The sequence below is a fragment of the Guptibacillus hwajinpoensis genome, assembly GCF_020524165.1.
In the GTDB taxonomy this organism is placed as follows: Bacteria; Bacillota; Bacilli; order Bacillales; family Guptibacillaceae; genus Guptibacillus; species Guptibacillus hwajinpoensis_D.
The window spans coordinates 489,605-511,743 of the sequence record NZ_JAIVKU010000005.1; the positions used below are offsets into that span (position 1 = coordinate 489,605).

Below are 22,139 nucleotides of genomic sequence, written 5' to 3' on the forward strand. Positions count from 1 at the left end.
GAATAATGTATTATGGTACGTGAATCATTTCTACGAAATCATTCACTCGGTGTCTGTCTCCCAGAGAAAAACAAAAATGCGGGGGATTACTGAATGATGTGCCCTCTCATTTTTCGATAATCCAGATTCCCTTTATTCTAGTTCAATATGGATCTCTTTATCACCAAGCCAGTTAAATACACTTGCTGCGCTCATTTACTCAAATTCATTCATTACTATCAGAAAAATAGGCAACCCTGAAAAACGTCTTGATGCATCAAGACGCTTTTCATGACCGATCGTAAACCGAACCTGTGTCTTAAGGTTATAAAAATGATGGATGGACTGATTCAGCCAAAGCAGCGCCTAACGCACAAGCTGATCATCCTTCAAATCCACATAGACCGTGCCGTCTTGCTGTACCTCTGCATAGAACACTTCAGAAGGAGAAGTAGCACCTGCTAGTAGCACTTGCTCAGTTAACCATTTCTGGTCACGATTCAACATCACTAGGTTCTTTACATTGACCACCCCATCAGAGATGACCTCCGTTGCGATCGGGAACAGTTTTGGTTTACTCAAAACATTCATGTCGTTTCTCGTCACAGGCTGATGAGGATCGGTTTTTAAAACAGATAGTTTTCCATCCATCTCAAATATAGCTATTTCGACCTCTGATAGTTGAAAGACATCCTTTTCTCTTAGAAGCATTCGTAACGTATCGATATCCAAACTTGTTTGACGAAGAGAATGTTCCATGATCTTCCCTTCTCGAATAACGATGATCGGCTCCCCTGTCATCACCCTACGTGCCCCTTTGAACTTAATATCGATAAACCCAATGAATTGGGTGAAGAATATCCATGCAACGAGCACGGTCACACCTTTTAGAATACTTAAATTTTGATTGACCGTGATATTCCCAGCGAGTGATCCGATTGCTACGGCAGATACCCAATTGAAGAACGTCAGATGACTGATTTCTTTTCTTCCTGCGATTCTCGCTAGGAGAAATAGGACAAAGAACGTGATTGTTACCCGAAGTAATAATTCTGGCATGCTCATCGTAAAACACCTTTCTCCCGTATGTTGTGGTTCGTCTGCATTGAATAACATTAACTTCTAATGTTTTCTATTTCTTTCATGTTTATGCAGGGAGTGCCTGTCACCACCCGATTTTGCTCGAACGTTGTCGATTGACCAATTGATACATGGAGACAAATGAAAAAAGCCCTCCTACTTATAGGAGAACTTACTCACAGTTATTCTTAGCAAGAATAGATTTGGGTTATCTCCCCTGCTTTAATAACCGTTCAAATCCGTAAATGATAATGGAATAACTCATGAACGAAAGAAAGATGTAAACTGGCTTGAAATTCACTAATTTAAAGAGTTTTAACTTTTGATAAAGGTAAGCTAACGGAAAAGAAAACAGCCCATCAAATACTAAATTAGTGAGGAAGTAGCGTTTGAAATGACCATACGTAAAATAGAAAATCCATAATGTTCCTACAAAGAATGGACCTGCGAGAAAACTCAAATCATTATAAACTTTGCTTTTGAATCCACCTTTGACTTCCCACCATTTGTAAGGAACAGCTAGTATACACATGCCAACGACAAGCATCGATGCAACAATAGATACAGGTAGAAATCTCCTTAACGATTTTTTAGGATAGAAGACGATCGAAAACCACGGGAGTATTAGTTGAAGTAACCTGATAGCATTCGGCATCAAACCCCCCCTTTTTTATCCTTACTATTCCTTACTTAAGGTATTTTTATAAAAAAACCTATGCTGCACCTATTTTGAAAAGGGAAAAACAAAGAGAATTGATTTCTGCTCCTCCCAATGGACTTTGATAACGAATCGTATAAACGACGATTCTCCTATTGTAGAACAAGAATTTTACGGTTAATACCCTAAGTCATTCCTTCTTGGTGATCGATAAACACCTTCAGGATGATGTCATATAAAAGGTGTAGAGAAGATTTTCCCTCTCTACACCTTTGCATTTCTCCATTTAGTTTTCTCTATTCTACCACCTAGCCGTCAACATCTTCCTTCTCGTATAAAACTCCACCCCATCAGAACCATTCGCATGAAGATCGCCGTAGAAGGAGTTTTTCCACCCTGAGAATGGGAAGAACGCCATCGGTGCTGGGACTCCGATATTCACACCTAGCATGCCGACTTCGATGTTTTCTCTGAAGTAGCGAACGTTGCTGCCGCTTTGTGTGAAGAGGCATGCACCGTTTCCGAAGTCGGATTCATTGGTGAGCTCGATCGCTTCTTCTAGGTTTTTCACCCGTACAATCGATAGAACGGGAGCGAAGATTTCGTCTTTCCAGATTTGCATGGACGTGTTCACGTGATCAAAGATCGTTGGTCCAATGAAGTAGCCTTTGTCGTTGTAAGCTTCATCGTTTCTTCCGTCTCGGACAAGCGTTGCGCCTTCTTCCTGTCCTTTTTGAATGTAGCTTTCTGTTCTTTCTTTGTGCTCTTTGCGGATGACGGGCCCTAGGAACACATCGTCATCTAGTCCGTTTCCGATTTTAATTTCATCTGCTTTTTCGTTCAGCTTTTGAAGCAGTGGCTCGACCACATCGTCTACCGCGACAACGACCGAGCAGGCCATGCAGCGCTCTCCTGCTGAGCCGTAGGAAGCAGCAATAATTTCTTTCACCGCCGCATCAAGGTCAGCGTCTGCCATAACGATGGAATGGTTTTTCGCACCCGCCAGGGCTTGAACGCGTTTGCCGTTTGCTGCCCCTGTTTTATACACGTATTCTGCGACAGGCTGTGAGCCGACGAAGGAAATCGCTGGCACGTCCTTGTGTTCCAATAGGCCATTTACCACATCATGCGCACCGTGAACGATATTGAGGACGCCGTCTGGAAGACCCGCTTCTTTGAAAAGTTCCGCCAGGCGGTTCGCGAGTAGCGGTGTGCGTTCTGATGGCTTAAGAACAAACGTATTGCCCATGGCGATGGCGAGCGGGAACATCCAGCATGGCACCATCATTGGAAAGTTAAATGGTGTAATGCCACCCACGACGCCGACGGGATAGCGGTACATGCCGGATTCTAGATTTGTAGCAATATCCGGAAGCTGTTTCCCCATCATTAAGGAAGGCGCACCGGCTGCGAATTCCACACATTCAATCCCGCGCTGTACCTCGCCCTGCGCTTCTTTAAAGCTTTTGCCATTTTCTTGTGTGAGCAATCGCGCAAGCTCGTCCCAGTTGTCAACGAGGAGCTGCTGGTATTTAAAAAGAATGCGCGCCCGCTTAGGTACGGGGGTTTTGCTCCACGTTTTGAAGGTTGCCTTTGCGACTTTTACCGCCTCATCCAGATCTTCTCTCGAGGAAATCGGTACCTGAGCAAGTTCTTCACCCGTTGCTGGGTTCGGTACAGATTGAAATTGATCGGTTTTTGCCTCTACCCATTCACCGTTAATGTAGTTTTGTAGAGTGTTTGTTGTTGTCGTTGCCATGTTAAAGTCCCCTTCCTTTTTGTACACTTTTTAGAAAATCGAGTATAGAATGACTGCCAGGATCAAGGCGATCGTTGGCAAGATGACGCTAAGTAAAAAGATCGGTCCGTAAGAACGCTTATGTGTTTCACCGCAAATCGCACGGATCGTGGTCACCACATAGCCGTTGTGTGGGAGCGAATCAAGTCCACCTGAAGCGAGGGCTGAAATACGGTGCATCGCACCAGGACCTAAGTTCCCCATCCCTAAATAAATCGGGGATAAAATCGGGAGTGCGATTCCAAGACCACCGGACGCTGAGCCCGTTAGTCCACAAATAAGCGTAACTGCAATTGCAAGTCCCATAAGTGGTGGACCCGGAATATTCACAAGTCTATCGACTACGGTTTGAAAAGCCGCCACCTGTGCCGCCACGCTACCAAAGCCAACTACGGCGCAAGTATTCGCAGCAGCAATTAACGCATCATGCGTCCCTTTTGCGAGCGGGTTCCAGAATTCCTGTAAGTATGGAAGCATGATTAAACAGGCTAAAACGATACCGGAAGCGAGCGAAATAAGGGCGGCTCCGGTTGATGAAATGAAATTGGACAGCGTATTTAACGAGACAATCACCGTAACGAGTGGCAGGATGGCTAAAACGACATTCGGCAAGTGCTTTTCCTTTGGCTCTGGTTCTGGCAACACCTGCTTCAGTTTGGCTGTTGCAGCGATTTCATTTGATGCTTTTGAAGTCGCGTTAGGTAATGAGAAAGTTTCCCCATTCCGCACCGCTTTTTTCACCATTTTTCCTAACAACCATCCACCCGTTAGCATGATCAAGATGGCAATGAGAATGCCGATGAACCCGCCAGCCGTCGGTTTCGTTCCAAAATACTCGGTTGGAATCAGGTTCTGGATTTCTGGTGATCCCGGCGCTGTCATCGTAAAGGAAATAGAGCCGAAGACGAGTGCTGCAGGGATAAAGCGATGTGGTAGGTTCGCAAATTTAAAGAGAGAGACAGCAATGGGGTAAACCGCAAAGCCGACCACGAATAAGCTAACACCGCCATATGTCATGATGGCTGCCGCTGCAACGACTGCAAAGACGGAGCGAGAAGGACCTAGCGTATTCTTAATCCAATTCGCAATACTATCTGCCGCTTTCGTTTCCTGCATCACTTTTCCAAAAATGGCTCCTAATAAGAAAATGAGAAACCATGAAGCAAAGTAAGACGTGAATCCTGTCATGTAATAATCGGTTAACGCTGTTTCTAGATTTAGTCCTCCGGTAAGGGCAACGAGCACGCCGCAATGATGATGTTGATCCCTTTCATCGTTAAATAAATGAGGAGGCCTAAGGATAAAATTAAGCCCAGCATGCCTAGCATGTTCTTCCCTCCCTGTACCCTCTAAGCGCGTTATTGAACCTTGTGCTCGCTACGAAATTGGTAGTCATAGCAAGTGAGATAGAGTTCTTCTAATTCTGCTTGAGTAGGCACGCGAGGGTTATGGCTTGGACTCCCACTATCAAGCGCATCCACCGCCATCTTAGGAACGTACCGGTGAAAGGCTTCTTGCTCAATGCCCCATGATTTCAGATTTGGGATGTTTAACGTGCGACAGATCTCTTGAACCGAAGCCACCGCATGTTCAGCTGCTTCTTCATCAGTGAGAGCGGCACTGTTCGGTTGGAAGATGCGACCGATATGGGCAAGGCGCTCCTGACAGGCACCCTTGCTAAATTCAAGAACAGCGGGTAAGAGCATCGCATTGGAATAGCCATGTGGCACATGGAAGAGTGCCCCGATTGGTCGCGACATTCCGTGAACGAGACAAACGGATGCATTTGTAAACGACATGCCTGCTTGTAACGCCGCTAAGCTCATCGCTTCTCTCGCTTCAAGATTGTCTCCGTCAAAGTAAGCGTTCTCAATATTTTGGGCAATGAGCTGAATGGCCGATAGCGCAAATGTATCTGTCATCGGATGAGATCGTTTAGATAAGTACGATTCAATCGCATGACTCAGCGCATCAACGCCTGTCGCTGCTGTCACATGCTGTGGTGATGAAATTGATAATAGTGGATCCACGATCGCAACAGCTGGCATAAAGGCCGGCTGCTTGACCATCATTTTCACATCATTTGATGTATTGGTAATCACCGTGACATCCGTTGCTTCTGAGCCCGTTCCTGCTGTCGTGGGGATAGCGATATGTGGGATTGGTGTTCTCTCTGCGAGTTTCTTGTTTAACCGGTAATCGCCTATGTCCCCCCCGTTTGTTGCAAGTACAACAATGGCTTTCGCTGTATCGATACAGCTTCCACCCCCAAGGGAGATGACCACATCAGACTGACTTTCTTTTAAAAGGGCTAACGATTCTGCGACATAGTGATCCGTCGGTTCTGACTCTACTCCGGTATAAACCTCACTTTCAACCCCTTTTTCCTTCAGGTAATCCTGACATTCACTCACATAGCCGAGACTAGCCATCACCTGATCGCTTATAATCAGTGCTTTACGTCCACGTATCGAAGCTTCCACTCCAATTTGTTTAAACGACTCTCGACCGTATAAAATGGTTTGAGGTGTTCGAAAAACGGCATAGGTTTCCACCTGGCTATCACTCCTTCAATCTGTCTTACTCATAATAGAAGCAAGATTCATGCCAGGTTTCACAATCGCTACATTCAGCATTTCTGCGCTACTGGTTGTAGTGCCTACACTACAGTTGTCGATTTTATGTAGCGATTCCCCTACACTTTACTTAGGAGATATCGAGGTTTTTTAACTTTTGATAAAGAGTGGTCCGATGAATCCCCAGTCGTTCCGCTGCTTTCGTTTTATTGCCACCAGCGTCTTTTATCGCTTGGACAATAGTTTCCTTTTCCCGATCCTTTCCAACTCGTTTGGCTTCTTCTAATAAGCTGATGGGTCTTTCATCAGAGAAATGTTTTTCATGATCTTCCTTCACGTTAACAAGTTCATCCAGGTGAGCTTTCCCAATAACCGGCTCATCAATCAGCGTGACCACACGTTCAATCGTATTCACCAGTTCCCGAATATTCCCTTTCCATTCAGAATGCGTAAGAGTTGATAGAGCTTCGTGGGTAAATCGTTTTGACTGCACACGATACTTCTCACAAATCTCTTTCACATAGTAAGACAGAAGAATCGGGATATCCTGCTTCCGTTCACGGAGAGCCGGGATATGGAGGCGAATGATATTTAGTCGATAAAACAGATCTTCACGAAACGCCCCTTTTTCGACGAGCTCCTGAAGATGTTGATTCGTTGCCGCGATCACTCTCACATTGGTTTGGTATTTCTTAACACCACCAACCCGCTCGGCTTCTTTTTCTTGGAGCACACGAAGAAGTTTCGTCTGCATACTTAGCGGAAGTTCTGCAATTTCGTCCAAAAAAATCGTACCGTTATCTGCTAGCTCAAACTTCCCGGGCTTTCCACCTTTCTTGGCACCTGAGAACGCGCCTTCTTCATATCCGAATAATTCTGATTCAAACAAATGCTCAGGAATAGCCGCACAGTTTACGCTAATCATGGGACCTGTCGCAAATGGACTTAGATGGTGGATACTTTTCGCAAACATTTCTTTCCCCGTACCACTTTCACCTGTAATAAGAACAGTCGCAGCTGTTCTGGCTGCTCTTCTAGCGAGTCGTTTCGTTGCTTTGATTTCTTCACTTACACCAATAATTTGATCAAGGGTGATGTGATTCTTTGTCTGCTTTCCAACTTGTTTTGTGCCTCGTTCATGTTCATCTGCATCCGTTTCCTTAAGGCGTTCATAGATTTTATAGATTTCCGATATCCCTTCAAAAATAAGCATCCCGATGGCGCCGATAACAGCTCCATTTTTTACAATGGGAATGCGATGAACGACCATTTCATGACCCTGGATCGTTTGAAGGACCCCTCTCTCGGCTACGCCTGTTTTCACGGTCATGTGAAGCTCTGTATTATCAATCACTTCAGTCACATGGCGTCCAATCGCATCTTCCTTCTCGATCCCGGTAAAACGACTGTACGCTTCGTTAAACTCCTGAATCGTTCCGTTTTCATCAACAACGGCAATGCCTTCATAGGCACTTTCAAGCACAGTGTTCAATGCCTCTGCGGTATGCTGCTTTTGCTTAAGCTTTGAAATGTATTTGGAAAACCCATCCGTTATATCGCCTTTTGATAACAAGCCAATCAATTTCCCTTTTGAATCAAGGACAGGCAGTTCATTGTATGGTAGTGAAAAAACCTCCAAGATGGAATCTTCAGGGTGGACCACCGCGAAGTTTCGTTTAAAAAGATCTCTCCCTACCTTTACGTCCCTGCTGTCATGTAGAAAATAAGATAGCACTTGCCTCAACGTGATCGTTCCGAGAAAATGATGATCATCATCCACAATCGGTAATGCATCTACTTTATGGCTGATCATCCATTCACCAGCCTTCTGGATCGACTTGTCCGATTTGATGCAAAGAGGTTCCGGCGTCATCCAATTCTTCACATACAGAATCGGGTCTACATCTGGTAGATCTTGATTCGTTTCAATAAGATCATTGATTGACATAAGTTAACCCTCCATTATAATGGTGCCTGTCACCACCCGTTTTATGGTGAATGCTGTCGAAATAAGCGATTGAGCGTAAGTCTGCCCCTATTACTTTCGATAGGCATAACAAAAGGACCTCCCTATAACAAGACGCCCCTCACCTAACATTTATACTGTCATGTAACATGTCATCCATAATCTTCATCCTCATTTACTTCTACTCTTTCTCTTCAAACTTCTGCATCTTGTTTTTGGTTTTAAAGATCAATTGGCTTTTTCTTTTTTTGGATACAATCTGTTTAATATAGTAACAACTGTCATGGATGTTAATCCAAGTGCAAGTCCCTTTATGATGACATGATCAGGTAAAAACGCATATTCAATACTCATTAAAACCATTATAATTAACCATGTAATGAGAAATCTCTTTCCAGCAGACATGTTTGCCTCCTTCTAGATTTTATCCACTCACACCATCCAAATATTGTAACTTACTTCTTAACTACCACTTAACCTCATATAGGAAACATACTTCTCATATATTTTAAGACTCGAAAATTAACATCTTTCCCGCTATTTGCGTGCTACGCTACTTCTTTCCCTTCCTGAAACCTTATTATTAATCACTAACGTCTCATGACCGGGCAGAAACGTATGATACGTATAGCCACGCCTCCCCCCTCTAATAACGCTTATACTTCTTCATCACCATGACGCCTGCTATAAATAGCAAAAGAGATAACGTCGCGGTACTACCGATGACAGTCCAGGCCGACTCGGTCCACTGCTGTTCGACTAAAAGCTTCGTTGCTTCTCCCCTTATGTTTCCTGGACTCCATTCCATGAATTTCGGAAGTAGTGATGTCAGCAGGCCGATTAGCGCTAGAAAGAGAAGACTGACTCCGGCGACCGCGCTACTCTGTCGGATGATCGTGCCAACAAAAATCGTGACGCAAACGACAAAGAGCACCCAGAAGCAGTACATAACGAGGCTGCTCAACATGACCTGCCAGTCGACGGGAGTAAATAATAAATTTGTATAATACCATGTGAGGCAGTAGCTTAAGATAAGTGATAGAAGCAAAAGGGCAAGCTGGGCAACCGTTTTACTGCCTAGATATTGCCACTCGTTCACGGGTCTTACCATGACGAGCGTAATGGAACCATTTTGTCGTTCCTGAGCGATGACATTCATGGTTGCGAGCGCGAACAACAAGGTTCCAATCGTGCCATATTGAGACAGCGCGCCGCTCAATACTTCTTCACCCGTTGGCGTGGGGATCGTGATACTCGCTACTTCTGGTAGGTTACCGGCTATATCGAGGATTTGTGGCATATAGTAACTTGTCAGTGGTTGCGAGATGCCAATAATCATGAGAACGATCGGGAGCCAAATCAACTTACCATTCCGCATCAGTTCAGTGATTTCTTTGTTTAGTAGCGTTAGAAACCGGTTCATTGTCTCACAACCTTCATATAAGCATCCTCTAATGAGTCCTGCATGATTTCAAAATGAGTCACCGATCGCTTCTGGTTAATGAGCTCCTGTAAAAGCTCATTATGGTGAACATGCTCAAGCAATCTTACTTTCACTGTTTTCGCATCAATATACTCATAGTCTTCGATGATCTCAAACTGTTCGATAATATCTTTCATCGGTTCTTCAGTTTGGACTTTAATGGGCAATAGGTCAAACTCTTTACGTAAAGAAGGTAATGACCCTTTCCACTTTAGACAGCCATCTTTCAGGATAAGAACTTCATCGCAGATTTGCTGGGCATCATGCAAAATATGAGTTGAAAATAGCACTGTCATGTCTTGTTTCAGTTCTTCGATCAGGTGGAGGAAATCACGCCTTCCTTTTGGATCGAGCGCTGATACCGGTTCATCTAGGATGAGAAGCTTCGGTTTATGAAGCAAAGCCTGCGCTAAGCCGAGGCGTTGTTTCATTCCGCCAGAGAAGCCGCCGATTCTTTTATTCATCGCCTCTTCTAAACTCACAAACCTTAACGTCTCCTGTACACGATCATGAAGCTGTTCCTTTGGAATCGAGGAAAGCTTCCCGGCGAAAGTAAGAAATTCTTTAGCTGTCATCCAATTAAAAAAGGATGGGTGCTGAGGTAAAAAGCCAATCAATGGCCGATAGTCTTTCTCGGCATATCCTTTAAATTGGATGGCGCCCGAGTCAGGTGTGAGGAGGCGGGCTAACATCTGTAGCGTTGTCGTTTTACCCGCTCCATTTGGACCTAACAAGGCGATACAACTGCCCTCACGTATGTTGAATGAGAGGTTCGAGACCGCTCTTTTTTCTTTGTATTGTTTCGATAGATTGTCGATGTTAACAAGCAAGATTTCCACCCCTAACTATTTTTCCGTCCGATCACAAAGTAAAGAATCGCCCCAAAAAGATTCACAAACAGAATCAGAAGGATCCACATCCATTTAGGTCCGTTTGTTTCCTTTTGCTTGATACAGCTCACAAGCGCTGAAATGGTTAAGATCGCCTGCAAGATCAATAGTGGCGCAACCAAAGCCCAGTTTAAGTCGTTCAAAGCTTCCATGTTTTCAACTCCTCTCCTTTTTAATTTTTCGTTTATATGGCCACACGACGAAAAGTAAGTAAAATAATGTTGGCATCGGTAATTGAATCAATCCCCAGATTCCCCATAGCCACGGGTAGCTGCCTTTTTTCTTGGCATCGACAAAGAGAAGCATGCTTTGTGTGAGTAACAAGAGAATCAGAATTGGAACAAGGACAAAGAGCTCAAGGTTTGTCATGAGTGGCCACTCCTTTCTTATTCACTTTCTTATAGGTGAAATAGACGCCAAAAGGAACGATCAGGCTGGCCACGATCTGGATGAACAGAAAGAAGATCGGAGCTTGGAAAAGACTAACCGTGACGGCTGTTAAAATCACGAGTGCTGTTAACAGGAAAAGCGCACTTTCGAGATAAAAAGCTTTTTTCTTTTTTTGTTGGAACTTCAGAAGCTGTTCTTGCATATCTACCTTTGAAAGCGATTCTTTTCCAAGCTCATCGATTTGCTGCCAATCTTGTTTAAGGTGTTGCACAATCTTTTTATCTTCCTTGTCATTCACGGCGTATCCAACTCCTTTCGTAACTTTTGTATCCCCGTGTGTACCCTGGATTTCACAGTTCCTGTACGGATTCCAAGCATTTTTCCTATTTCATCATACGAGTAGCCATAATAATGCCGGAGCAAGATCGGAACTCTTAAGGTGGAGTCTAACGCGTTAAAATCAGTGAAAAGGTCGCTCCAGTTCATCCCTTTTGTACTTGCCTCCCACGCTAGCTTTCGCGACAGGACATGCTTCTCATCTTCCACCCATTTCTTCTCTCGTTTTTGTTTTCGAAGCACATCCATGTATAGCCTTGACGCAATCGAGATCATCCAGGTGGAGAACTTCCCTTCCCCTTTGTAGGAGGAAAGCTTCACATAACACTTCATCATCGTCTCCTGTGCAAGCTCAACGCTCGTTTCTTCATTCAAGGTTAGTTTTAAAAGATATTTGTAGAGGAAAGCATAATAGCACTGAAAAAGCTGAGTGAACGCATCATCGTCTCCGGCTTGTGCCTGCTGAATTAATTGAATTTCCTCCTCGCGTTCCATACAACCCTCTCCTTTACCTGCACCTATATGACGCTGACCTCGTTGAAATCGTTCATTTTATTTTTATCACTATTTTTTCCAAAAAAGGATATATAAAAAAAGCTAACTTCCGTCCTTTGAAAGTTAGCTTTCCTCTTCTTTTCATTTTCACCGTTTCAAAACTCCCAAATACGCTTCCCACGGCCCAACATCTTTTCTATATCTTTCTGCCAACACTCTTGTGATTTGAGACACATGAGTAAAATCATGGACGACCCAAGTGGCTAGCAATTCCTTTAGTCTTACTTCACCAAATGCGGGATGATGACCCGTTAATCCAAGCTGAGCATCTGAGTGCACCGCCTGCTTCAGGTGCGTTAAACTTTTCGATCGAGCTTCTTTGAATTCAGCCAGCTTCGTTTCAATAGGGTTAGCAGCACTGGTGAGATGAGCAAACCGATCGAATGGCGGAAAAGGATTTGCCTCTCCTTCTAAAATCGTTTCTACCCTTGGCATCCAGTTGGTTCTTTCACTCTCGATTAGGTGGTCAATGACTTCAAAGGCATTCCATGTCCCTTCTCCTTCGTTCGTCGTTAACCAGCCGTTCGATAATCCAGTGAGTAATTCCTCTAATGACCGTGGTGTTCGTTCTAATATCTGAATCGCTTCAGCCAGGTTAAAATTCATGTGGTAAGCCCCCTTATTTCCTACTATGATCCAGTAAACAGATCTTCATATTCGTTCGGTCTGGTTTTGCTAATATGATCTGAGATTGCAGAATAAAGAACCTACAAGAACTTACGAAAAACTTGTGTATTGTGAAGCGGCTGAAAGCCTAACGAAGTGTATAACTTCTCAGCATTTTCATTCCCTTCTACATAACAAAGGCGAATATCATTGTAACCTTCTTCTATCATCTTGTTTATACCAAATTGCATAGCTTGACGCCCATAGCCTTTTCCCTGGTATTTTGGTGCAACCATCACATTATCTATTTCTCCTTCACCAGTTGTGATGGATGCTACAATTTCCTTATGATCTAAGATTAAATAAACTCTGTCTTTATTATTTAATTTGTACTGTTTAACAATGTCTGCTGAAGCCAAATATGGTTTTAGGTCATTTTTTTTGTGCAAATCATAATAAGAATCTTGTACAACTTTTACAAATTCCTCAAAAAACTTATCCTCATATTTAACAAACGCTAGATCTGCTTTAGGAAAAGATCCTCCCCTGTAAACTAATTCAGAAGATCCCCACCATTTTTTATAGCCCATTTTTTGAGCGAATCCAACTGGATTTTCTGATTCCACTCTCATGTAAGCACATAAAAAATCAGGTTTAGTTGCTGAAATAAACTTTTCCATCTCTCGATATAAGGCAGAACCGATCCCTTTAAGACGATCATTCGGTTCAACAAATATGCTAATTTGGGCAATAGACTCTTCATCATTAGAAGAGTTAGATGCATATGAAATCCCTCTCAAACCATTTTTCTCATACAAAAGAATGTGGTTAGAATTTGAAACGACTTCATCTATGTCTCCTACATGCTCTTTACTACTTAATTTTTCTATAAAAGTGAGTAACTTTTCTCTATCTTCTGTTTCAACATAAGCTCGTATCATTTTAAATAGAATTCCTTTCAGAAAAGTGACTTCTGCAAACGTAACTCTTTTAAACTACTCTTCTGTTAGCTTTACAAACACTTGAACCCCTCTCTACATTCAGTCATACAAGATCCCTATCAATTATTGATTTATTCCTTAAGAATTTAAGGTTTTCATAAAGTTTAAGCGTTGGGTTATCTTGAATTACATCTATCTTATTCTCTTTCATTCAAATCTTCCATTAATTACAGATAATTCTAATTTATCACATATAAGCTCCCATAGAACAGACAACTCTTCCTAATCATTTTTCTTATAGTCAGAGGTTACGCCTTTTTAGCGGACCAAATACAGCTGAAGCACCAGACTTTCCTGTTAAAGGATTGGTCACATCACACGCCGCTTCAATTTGAACGATTTTTAAGCAGGGGTCCAGATCCGAGACATCGATCGTGGCTAGCTCGCTTAAGGGCTTACCCACCTGGAGAGACCTCTTTGTTCGTTTGATCAACGAGTTTCGCACCGAGTGCCTGCGCCATTCCAGCTCCGCCATCGTTTGTGGCGGAACCGCCGAATTTCTTCGAATCAAAGAATAGACCTGTTCATTCTCATTGAAAGGTAGAAATTCTTACTTTATGAAAGGTGAAATAGCAGACTTCTTGCGCATTCAGATTAACTTTTCCTCTCGGAGGTGATCTGATCTTTTTTTGCCGATTTTCCCATTTATTAGCTAACGAGAATCATTCTAACCAACCCCGCTCTCAACTGCAGTCTCCCTTGCTCCCCCTCCCTTCCAAAACCCAAACCATTGACAATCCAAATCCATCATGTTAATTTGTATATGCAAATGAAAAGGGTGATGATATGCAAGAAGAGGAAAAGGTATTAATGCAATGCTTGTTCTTTACGTCGAATCGCTTTGCTCGCAACATTACGAAGCTTGCGGAGAAGAACTTTGATTTTAGCGATCTGGCGCCTTCGTATTTTTATATGATCATGGTGATTCATGGACAGCCGAACATCACGCAAAAAGAGCTATGTCAGAAGCTTTCCATTGCGCCTTCAACGAGCACGCGCTTTATTGAGAAGCTAGTAAAGCAAAATCTCGTGCGTAAACAAACGAGCGGGAAACAAACGATGATCTCGCTTACTGAAGATGGAGAAGCACTTTATGTGGCGTTTCGTAAGGGCTTGAAGTCTTTATTTGAGGATTATAACGAAATCCTCGGGAAAGAGCTCAGTATGAATTTAAGTCTCATGCTTCATGAAGCAAGTCAAAAATTAGAAAAAAACAACTAAATTTTTTTACACTATCATTTGCATATACAAATATAAGGAGGACATGAAAATGAAAACACTTGTGATTGTTGGGGCAGGTCCCGGAATTAGTCTTCACACAGCGAAAAAATTTGGTCAACAGGGCTTCCGAATTGCCTTGGTTGCACGTCGTGAAGAAACGTTAGCGCAGTATGCAGAAGAGCTACGCGGGGAAAACATTGAAGTTGGTACGTATGTAGCCGATGCAAGAAAAGGTGATGAGCTGAAGTATGCGATGGAGCAAGTTCAGAAACAGTTTGGTCACATTGACGGATTGCTGTACAATGCGGCAAGCGGCACGCCTGGAAAACCAACGACGCTTAGCGTAAGTGATGTAACACGCGATTTTAAGATTAATGTTGGTGGAGCCCTTTCAAGTGTTCAGAGTGTGCTTCCTCACATGGAGCAAGGATTTATACTGTTAACAGGTGGAGGCCTCGCACTACAGCCTTATGCAGACTATGCTTCCCTTGCAATTGGTAAAGCGGGCATTCGAAATCTTGCCTACAGTTTACATGAAGAGCTTCAGCCAAAAGGCATTTATGTTGGAACGCTCACGATCAAAGGCTTTGTAGAAGAAGGAACTTCTCTCGCTCCTGCTCACGTAGCGGATGCCTTTTACAAGATGTATGAAAATCAAACCGATGTAGAAACTGATATCGCCTAATTTTTTTTAATAGTTCATTTGCATATACAAACGAAAAGGAATGGGATCTCATGAAAACACTCGTCATCCTAGCACACCCAAATCTCTCACAATCCAAAATCAATCGTACGCTCATCACTCGTTTGGAACAAACCGATGTAACGATCCATAAGCTTTATGACGTTTATCCAGATGGAAAGATTGACGTTGAACATGAACAGGCTCTATTATCTTCGCATGATCGCATCGTTTTTCAATTTCCATTCTACTGGTACAGCAGTCCAGCCCTTTTAAAAGAATGGCAGGACAACGTGCTCACCTACGGATGGGCGTATGGCAGTGAGGGTACAGCCCTTCATGGAAAAGAACTGTTGCTTGCGATTTCCACTGGCGGGCCTGAAGCAGCTTATCAAGCTGGCGGTTTCAATCACTACAGCATGAGTGAACTCGTGAAGCCATTTCATGCTACGGCGAACCTTACTGGCATGCGCTTCCTGCCGATCTTTACGGTGCAAGGGGCTTCGCGCTTATCTGAGGATGAACTTCGTGATAAAGCAGAAGCCTATGTACAGCATATAGAAGCTTCTTTTTAAAAGAAAAAGGCCTTTCCCTCTTCTTATACGAAGGGAAAGGCCTTTTTGTCTACTCTTCCAATAACCCATTTTCCACAAGCCAATCATGCGCAACGACAGAGACACTGTTTCCTTCAATGTCTACCTTGTAGTTTAATTCTCGCATGATGTCGCTGTTTAGCTGTTCGGCAAGTGGTTTTGTGATTTCTTTTACTTCAGGATATTTTTCATAGACGTCTTCATTAATCGTCACTGCTGCTGTATAAGGAGGAAAGAAATTCTTATCGTCCTCAAGCGTTATTAAGTTATATTCAACAATGGTAGGATCGGTTTCAAACGCGACCGATACGTCAACGTCGCCATTGTCTAATGCTCGTTGCGTTAATCCGATGTCCATCTGATTGATTTGATTTGTATCGAATTGAAATCCGTACGTTTTTTCTACCCCCGGAATGCCATCTGGACGGTTCGCAAACTCGGCGTCAGAGGCAATGGAAAGCTCGCCGGGATGGTCATTCATATAAGCTGCGAGATCGCTGATGGATTGAATCCCTAATTCCTTTGCCTGTTCTTCTCTCATGGCTAGCGCATACGTGTTGTTCACGTTAGACATGTTCATCCAATGGATATCATTTTCTTTCCCATCAATCTCTTTTACTTTCTGAAACGCTTTGGCAGGATCAGCGATGGTATCCTGCCCCATATAGGTAAGCAGGGCGGTACCTGTGTACTCCCACATCAAGTCGACCTGCTCATTCTCAAGGGCTTTCCGCACAACGGTACTACTTAAGTTATTCATTTGCTTCACATCATAACCGGCATCCTCCAGAAGGAAAGCCGTCATTTCTGAGAGCAAGTATTGTTCCGTATAGTTCTTCCCACCAACAGAAATGGGTTTTCCGCCAATTCCAACCGTTGAACAGGATGTTACCATCGTTAAGATCACAACGATGATGATTCCACAAAGCATCTTGCTTTTCACATCAACACCTCCAATCCCATTACAATTCTTGTGGTGGCTTCGAGCCTTCAGGAACGATGAGACGCTCAAGTAGTCGAAGCAAATAATCGACAAAAATGGCGAGTAGCGTAACAGGGATCGCACCGGAAATTAAATAGCCATTATCAAACAGCTGAATGCCAGTGAAAATCCATACGCCAAGACCGCCTCCACCGACGACATAAGCTAGCGCAGCCGTTCCGATATTTAGTACAATCGCCGTCCGAACTCCCGCTAAGATGGAGTACGCAGCATTCGGTAATTCGATTCGGAGCAGAATTTGGATCGGCTTCATCCCCATTCCTCTCGCTGCATCAATTAAATTTTCATCAATGGAATCAATTCCAGCGACGGTATTGCGATACATTGGCAGAAGAGAATAAATAAACAGGGCAAATACCGCTGTTTGAAAGCCAATCCCAAGAATACTAATCATCAAGGCGAGCACGGCAAGACTGGGAATCGTTTGACCGAGGTTAACCGTATTCGAGACAACCCATTCGGCTCGTCGAAATGGTTTTCGTGTGACGAGAATGCCTCCAGGTATCGCAATGAGTAAGGCGAGTACCGATGAAACAAGCACAAGCTGTAAGTGCTGTTTAACTAAATGCCAAAATGTTGTTGATTCCGTAAAAATATAATCAAAATAATGGTTACGGATTGCCCAAAAGAAAAACAAAGCGACCAATCCGTAAACAGAATAGCGTACAACAAGACTAATGACCTTCTTCTTATTCATGTTATACCCCCTCTAGGACTGGGGCTGGCTTTGCTTTGATTTCGTAATGAAGGTATTTCTGAACAATGTCAATGGTGATTGCACCGAGCTTGTTTCCATCATCATCACTCACAATCACCTGATCCGCTTCCTGATTCAGTAACATGGATAATGTGTTTCGGAGGTCATGGTTTACATTAATCGTCTTTGTGTCAGCAATTGCATCATCAAATTCCGCAAGACCAATCATTTCCTGGAGATCCTGGATTGTATGTAAACTCAAGCTTTTAATGGCCCTGTCTTTTCCAAAGAACTCTCGAACGAATTCATTCTTAGGACGGACCAGCATCTCAGAAGGCGTGTCATATTGCATCAGCTCTCCACCACGGAGAAGCACAATTTTATCGGCCATTTTGATCGCTTCGTCAATATCGTGACTGACAAACAAAATCGTTTTCTTTACTTCCTTTTGGATTTGCAAAAATTCATCCTGGATTTTTTCACGGATAATCGGATCAAGTGCTCCAAAAGGTTCATCCATGAGCATAACCGGTGGGTCTGCCGCTAGTGCTCGAATAACTCCGATGCGCTGCTGCTGTCCTCCGGAAAGCTCATGCGGATACCGCTTTCCAAATTTCTCTCCGCTTAATCCAATCATCTCCATGAGCTTTTGAAACCGTTCTTTCTTATCCTTTTTGCTCCAGCCTAAGAGATCTGGAACGATCATCGTATTCTCTTCAATGGTCATATTCGGAAACAAGCCATTGCTTTGAATCACGTAGCCAATTTTTCTTCTTAAGGCCGTTTGGTTCAGTGACATTGAATCTTGTCCATCAATGGTGATTTTCCCGTCTGAGATCGACTCAAGTCGGTTGACCATTCGCAGCAATGTTGTTTTCCCACAGCCGGAAGGGCCTAATAGAACGACAATTTCACCTTTTTCAACGGTAAAATCGACCCCTTTGACGGCAGTCACATTGCCTTCATATGTTTTCGTCGTTTTATCAAACGTAATCATCCGTACACCTCTCTCCTTAATTAGCAATGCTCTTCGGCGTGAACCGTTTTTGAATCCACAGTAAAATGCCATCCGCAATCATGGCTAGAATCGCAACAGCAACTGAGCCGGTAATGATCAAATAGTTATCTCCTCGTGAGATGCCCTGGGTAATTAACACACCAAGACCACCCGCGCCAATATAGGCAGCGATAACACCGATGCCGATATTGATCACAACAGCGGTGCGAATACCAGCCATAATCACCGGAAACGCATTTGGAATCTCTACTCGAAACAAACGTTGAATAGGCTTCATCCCGAGCCCAATCGCAGCATCCCTCATTTGAGGATTAACGTTACGAATCGCGGTGTATGTATTCCGAATAATCGGAAGCTGTGCATAGAGAACCAATGCCACGAAAGCTGGTACAAACCCGATCCCCTGATTCACGATCGAGAAGACAGGAATCATCACACCAAATAACGCAATACTTGGAATCGTTAACATAACAGACGCAATCTGTAGAACTGTTTCGGCCAGATAGTCATTTGTCGTTAAATAGATTCCTAGCGGTACACCAATGAGGAGCGCTACTAGAATAGCTAACCCTACTAAAATGGCGTGCTCAATCGTCAAATCAAAAATGCGAGAAGAATTTACTTCAAGAAACTTCATCCATTTTTCCAAAATTACACCTCCCTCCCCTTTTTATTCCTGAAACGCAACACTATTAATGGTAACATAGTCCTTCCTATTTTTGGCGCTTTCACACAGGAAAGCGCAGAATGGTGCCTGTCACCACCCGTTATATAGCGAATGGTGTCACCTGCTGCATGAGGCTGAATTTGCTCATGTCACCTAGCGTTTCAAGCAGATAAGCATCAAAGTCACTAGAAATCCAAAGTCCAAACCGATGGTCGAGCTAAAATCGTAAGCTAAAGGCATTTAAACGCGATTCAATGAGCAAAAACGGATTGTATTAGCTAACGAGAACCATCCTAATCCCCTGACCACTGAAAAACTGCAGCACCGCACTCATCACCACTAAACCGCTCCACACACAAGACGCACGGTCAAATACAAAAAACCAGGCAGTCTACACACAACGTGTCTTCCTGCCTGGTTGTTCATGACTGAGCAACCCTCACTCGCGTCATCCACGAGTCCTGCTCTCAACCTCAAAGCCCTATACCTCAAACCACCCATTCGTAATCGTCTGGCGATACCAGTAGTAGCTGTCTTTTGGCGTCCGCTCAAACGTGCGATAGTTCACATGAATGATGCCGAAGCGCTTTTCGTAGCCAAATGCCCACTCGAAGTTATCGAGCAGTGACCAGACGATGTAGCCTTTGATTGGCACACCAGATTCAATGGCGCGGTGAAGAGAAGTAAGATGCTGCTTTAAGTAATCAATGCGTTCCTGATCCTGAACGCCCCCGTCTTCTACTTCATGGTTGTAGCACGCACCGTTTTCAGTGATATAGATCGGTACATCGCCGTACGTTTCATGAAGATCGGTTAAGACGTTATAGAACCCGTCTGCATAGATCGGCCAGCCGATATCGGTCTTCCGATAATCGAGTGGAACTTCCTCTACTTCAAAAAGCCCTTCCCCTTCTTTGTATCGTCCGAGACTACCCGTGTAATAGTTAATGCCCATGAAATCGATCGGCTGTGAAATGAGTTCAAGGTCGCCGTCTTCAAGCTTGAGCTTAGCGTTGTGATTCTCAAAAATCGTGATCAGCGTTTCTGGATACGATCCTTTGAAGACTGGATCCATAAACCATTCCTTTTGCCACATCATCGCTCGCTTACAAGCATCGATATCTTCTTGCTTATTACTAAACGGCTCAAGCCAGCCTGTGTTTGGGGCATAGCCGATTTCCCCGTCTGGTAAAAGCTCTCTAAAGGATTGCACGGCTTTTCCGTGCGCAAGCATCAAATGATGCGCAACGTCGACGCCTGCTTGTAAATCGGTTTTCCCTGGAGCGTGAGCACCTAAGTAGTTTGATAGAAAAGAAGCGCACCACGGTTCGTTGATCGTAATCCACTTGGACACCTTGTCCCCGAACTCCTTAAACATCGCGACCGCATACTCGTTAAACGCATCGATCGTTTCACGATTTTCCCAGCCGCCTTTATCCTGGAGGACTTGAGGAAGATCCCAGTGATAAAGCGTAATCATCGGTTCAATGCCATTTTCAATGAGCTCATCGATCACGTTTTGGTAGTAAGCAACGCCTTTTGGATTCAGCTCACCTCTCCCCTCCGGCATAACCCGTGGCCATGCAATCGAGAAGCGGTAAAGATCGACGCCGAGCTTTTTCAGATGCTGCACGTCTTCTTTATATAAATGATAGCTGTTACACGCTTCGTCTCCATGGTCTCCATTACTCACGTTGCCTGGCGCATGAGAAAACGTATCCCAAATGGACGGCGATCGGCCATCTTCATTCGCTGCGCCTTCGATTTGATAAGAAGCGGTTGCTGCGCCCCATTTCAGCGTTTCTGGAAATTGTATGGTTGTCATGTTGGTAGCCTCCTGTAGTCGGAGCCCTCTTACCTTTCTATACTAGATGATCGAATCACAAGTTCAGGGTCCACTTTCACTGGATGGATCTCTTCGTTTCCTTGGATTAAATCATCCAGCATATAGGCTGCGAGCTTTCCTAACTTTTGTTTGTCCTGTTTCACGGTCGTTAGAGGGGGATCGCTATAGCGACAAGATTCAATGTCATCACAGCCGATCAGTTGCATGTCTTCTGGAACCTTGATACCATGCTCCTTCATCGCTTTCAGCGCACCGAGCGCCATCATGTCAGAAGCGGCGAACACGGCTTCCGGACGTTCATCCTCCTGAAGAATCTTTTGCATGGCGTGGTATCCGCTCTCCTCGAAGAAATCCCCGTAGTGAATCCACTTTTCATTCAACGGCAGGCCGAACTGCTTCATCGCATCCATGAATCCTTCGTTTCGGATGCCTGAAATGAGCGAATCTTGTTTCCCCCCAATATAGGCGACCTTTTTAACTTTGTTTAAATAGAAATTCTCAACGACCTTCATGCCAATCTTGGCATTATCCGTCATGATGTAGCTGGATTTTGGTCCTTCCAGCTTTAAATCGATGCCAATACACGGAATCTGACTTTGTGCGATTTCATGAACTGCCGCTTCAATTTCATCCCCCGCGACGATCAGGCAGCCATCTACATGGAAATGCCTGCATCGTTCCAGGTATTTGCTTTCACCTTGATAGAACTTTTCATTGGAAAACAGAAGGAGGTCATATCCGAGCGCTCCCACTGCTTTTTTAAATGTATTCATCACTTCATTGAAGAAAGGGTGTTTGAAATCGACGTTGATTTTCCCGGCATAGATTAACCCAATTAGGTTCGATTTCTTCGTAGCCAGTGATTTTGCTGAAAAGGTTGGTTGGTACTTTGTATCTTCAATGATTTTATATACTTTCTGACGAGTGGCTTCACTGATCCCCCCGTAGTTATTAATAATTTTTGATACAGTCGCTGGAGAAACCCCAGCCATCCTAGCAATATCTCTAATCGTTAAATTCATCGCGTTCATCTCCTTAGCAACATTGCTAACGTATTCTCGTTTATTGTATCAAAATACGGAGGAGAGACAGCC

At 43.8% G+C, this 22,139-nt stretch carries 23 protein-coding genes and 2 pseudogenes; 3 read left to right on the forward strand and 22 right to left on the reverse strand.

Annotation, left to right across the window (positions count from 1 at the left end; all coding sequences use genetic code 11):
- Nucleotides 1-345: 345 nt before the first annotated feature.
- The 16 genes and pseudogenes from LC090_RS15560 to LC090_RS15635 form a co-directional block, all read right to left on the reverse strand.
- On the reverse strand, nt 346-1,044 hold the full coding sequence (locus tag LC090_RS15560; protein WP_226658942.1) for a DUF421 domain-containing protein: 699 nt from the start codon (nt 1,042-1,044) through the stop codon (nt 346-348).
- A gap of 223 nt (nt 1,045-1,267) precedes the next feature.
- The gene (locus LC090_RS15565; RefSeq protein WP_226658943.1) at nt 1,268-1,714 is read right to left on the reverse strand and encodes a hypothetical protein; all 447 of its coding nucleotides are present in this window, start codon (nt 1,712-1,714) and stop codon (nt 1,268-1,270) included.
- Nucleotides 1,715-2,018: 304 nt separating this feature from the next.
- Nucleotides 2,019-3,476, reverse strand: coding sequence for a CoA-acylating methylmalonate-semialdehyde dehydrogenase (locus LC090_RS15570; RefSeq protein ID WP_226658944.1), 1,458 nt, complete (start codon nt 3,474-3,476; stop codon nt 2,019-2,021).
- A 30-nt stretch (nt 3,477-3,506) separates the two neighbouring features.
- Nucleotides 3,507-4,843 (reverse strand): annotated as a pseudogene (locus tag LC090_RS15575) (GntP family permease).
- Between the two features lie 30 nt (nt 4,844-4,873).
- The gene (locus tag LC090_RS15580; protein ID WP_226658945.1) at nt 4,874-6,070 is read right to left on the reverse strand and encodes an iron-containing alcohol dehydrogenase; all 1,197 of its coding nucleotides are present in this window, start codon (nt 6,068-6,070) and stop codon (nt 4,874-4,876) included.
- 151 nt (nt 6,071-6,221) lie between these two features.
- Nucleotides 6,222-8,039: a sigma-54-dependent Fis family transcriptional regulator gene (locus tag LC090_RS15585; RefSeq protein ID WP_226658946.1), complete on the reverse strand. Its 1,818-nt coding sequence runs from the start codon at nt 8,037-8,039 to the stop codon at nt 6,222-6,224.
- Nucleotides 8,040-8,285: 246 nt separating this feature from the next.
- A complete protein-coding gene (locus LC090_RS15590) occupies nt 8,286-8,462 on the reverse strand; it encodes a hypothetical protein (RefSeq protein WP_226658947.1) in 177 nt (58 codons plus the stop codon).
- Nucleotides 8,463-8,703: 241 nt separating this feature from the next.
- On the reverse strand, nt 8,704-9,480 hold the full coding sequence (locus LC090_RS15595; protein WP_226658948.1) for an ABC transporter permease: 777 nt from the start codon (nt 9,478-9,480) through the stop codon (nt 8,704-8,706).
- Nucleotides 9,477-10,370 (reverse strand): ABC transporter ATP-binding protein, encoded by an 894-nt coding sequence (locus LC090_RS15600; RefSeq protein ID WP_226658949.1) that lies wholly within the window; start codon nt 10,368-10,370, stop codon nt 9,477-9,479. The genes LC090_RS15595 and LC090_RS15600 overlap by 4 nt, the downstream gene beginning before the upstream one ends.
- 11 nt (nt 10,371-10,381) lie before the next feature.
- Nucleotides 10,382-10,582: a PLD nuclease N-terminal domain-containing protein gene (locus tag LC090_RS15605; RefSeq protein ID WP_226658950.1), complete on the reverse strand. Its 201-nt coding sequence runs from the start codon at nt 10,580-10,582 to the stop codon at nt 10,382-10,384.
- A gap of 4 nt (nt 10,583-10,586) precedes the next feature.
- Nucleotides 10,587-10,799 (reverse strand): transcriptional regulator, encoded by a 213-nt coding sequence (locus LC090_RS15610; RefSeq protein WP_226658951.1) that lies wholly within the window; start codon nt 10,797-10,799, stop codon nt 10,587-10,589.
- Nucleotides 10,786-11,118 carry a YxlC family protein gene (locus LC090_RS15615; protein WP_226658952.1) on the reverse strand — a complete coding sequence of 111 codons (333 nt, stop codon included), beginning with the start codon at nt 11,116-11,118 and terminating at the stop codon, nt 10,786-10,788. The genes LC090_RS15610 and LC090_RS15615 overlap by 14 nt, the downstream gene beginning before the upstream one ends.
- Entirely contained in the window at nt 11,115-11,651 is a 537-nt protein-coding gene (gene sigY, locus LC090_RS15620; protein WP_226658953.1) for an RNA polymerase sigma factor SigY, read from the reverse strand. Before sigY ends, LC090_RS15615 begins: the two co-directional genes overlap by 4 nt.
- A 147-nt stretch (nt 11,652-11,798) precedes the next feature.
- On the reverse strand, nt 11,799-12,317 hold the full coding sequence (locus tag LC090_RS15625; protein WP_226658954.1) for a DinB family protein: 519 nt from the start codon (nt 12,315-12,317) through the stop codon (nt 11,799-11,801).
- 101 nt (nt 12,318-12,418) lie between these two features.
- Nucleotides 12,419-13,258 carry a GNAT family N-acetyltransferase gene (locus LC090_RS15630; protein ID WP_226658955.1) on the reverse strand — a complete coding sequence of 280 codons (840 nt, stop codon included), beginning with the start codon at nt 13,256-13,258 and terminating at the stop codon, nt 12,419-12,421.
- A 316-nt stretch (nt 13,259-13,574) separates the two neighbouring features.
- Nucleotides 13,575-13,812: pseudogene (locus LC090_RS15635) on the reverse strand (glycerate kinase); the annotation flags it as partial.
- A 292-nt stretch (nt 13,813-14,104) separates the two neighbouring features.
- Between LC090_RS15635 and LC090_RS15640 the strand changes: the two are divergent.
- From LC090_RS15640 to LC090_RS15650, 3 genes are read left to right on the forward strand one after another with little or no spacing between them, the layout of a single operon-like run.
- Nucleotides 14,105-14,539: a MarR family winged helix-turn-helix transcriptional regulator gene (locus LC090_RS15640; RefSeq protein ID WP_226658956.1), complete on the forward strand. Its 435-nt coding sequence runs from the start codon at nt 14,105-14,107 to the stop codon at nt 14,537-14,539.
- Between the two features lie 49 nt (nt 14,540-14,588).
- The gene (locus LC090_RS15645) at nt 14,589-15,224 is read left to right on the forward strand and encodes an SDR family NAD(P)-dependent oxidoreductase (protein ID WP_226658957.1); all 636 of its coding nucleotides are present in this window, start codon (nt 14,589-14,591) and stop codon (nt 15,222-15,224) included.
- 50 nt (nt 15,225-15,274) lie between these two features.
- Entirely contained in the window at nt 15,275-15,796 is a 522-nt protein-coding gene (locus LC090_RS15650) for an NAD(P)H-dependent oxidoreductase (protein WP_226658958.1), read from the forward strand.
- A 49-nt stretch (nt 15,797-15,845) separates the two neighbouring features.
- Here LC090_RS15650 and LC090_RS15655 read toward each other — a convergent pair whose 3' ends face one another.
- From LC090_RS15655 to LC090_RS15680, 6 genes are all read right to left on the reverse strand, one after another.
- A complete protein-coding gene (locus tag LC090_RS15655) occupies nt 15,846-16,757 on the reverse strand; it encodes a glycine betaine ABC transporter substrate-binding protein (RefSeq protein WP_226658959.1) in 912 nt (303 codons plus the stop codon).
- Between the two features lie 19 nt (nt 16,758-16,776).
- Nucleotides 16,777-17,514, reverse strand: coding sequence for an ABC transporter permease (locus tag LC090_RS15660; protein ID WP_226658960.1), 738 nt, complete (start codon nt 17,512-17,514; stop codon nt 16,777-16,779).
- A 1-nt stretch (nt 17,515) separates the two neighbouring features.
- Nucleotides 17,516-18,511: an ABC transporter ATP-binding protein gene (locus LC090_RS15665; RefSeq protein ID WP_226658961.1), complete on the reverse strand. Its 996-nt coding sequence runs from the start codon at nt 18,509-18,511 to the stop codon at nt 17,516-17,518.
- Nucleotides 18,512-18,527: 16 nt separating this feature from the next.
- Entirely contained in the window at nt 18,528-19,181 is a 654-nt protein-coding gene (locus tag LC090_RS15670; protein WP_273834102.1) for an ABC transporter permease, read from the reverse strand.
- 499 nt (nt 19,182-19,680) lie between these two features.
- Entirely contained in the window at nt 19,681-21,024 is a 1,344-nt protein-coding gene (locus tag LC090_RS15675; RefSeq protein WP_226658962.1) for a GH1 family beta-glucosidase, read from the reverse strand.
- A 29-nt stretch (nt 21,025-21,053) separates the two neighbouring features.
- Complete coding sequence (locus tag LC090_RS15680) at nt 21,054-22,067, reverse strand: LacI family DNA-binding transcriptional regulator (RefSeq protein WP_226658963.1); 1,014 nt, start codon at nt 22,065-22,067, stop codon at nt 21,054-21,056.
- Nucleotides 22,068-22,139 lie beyond the last annotated feature (72 nt).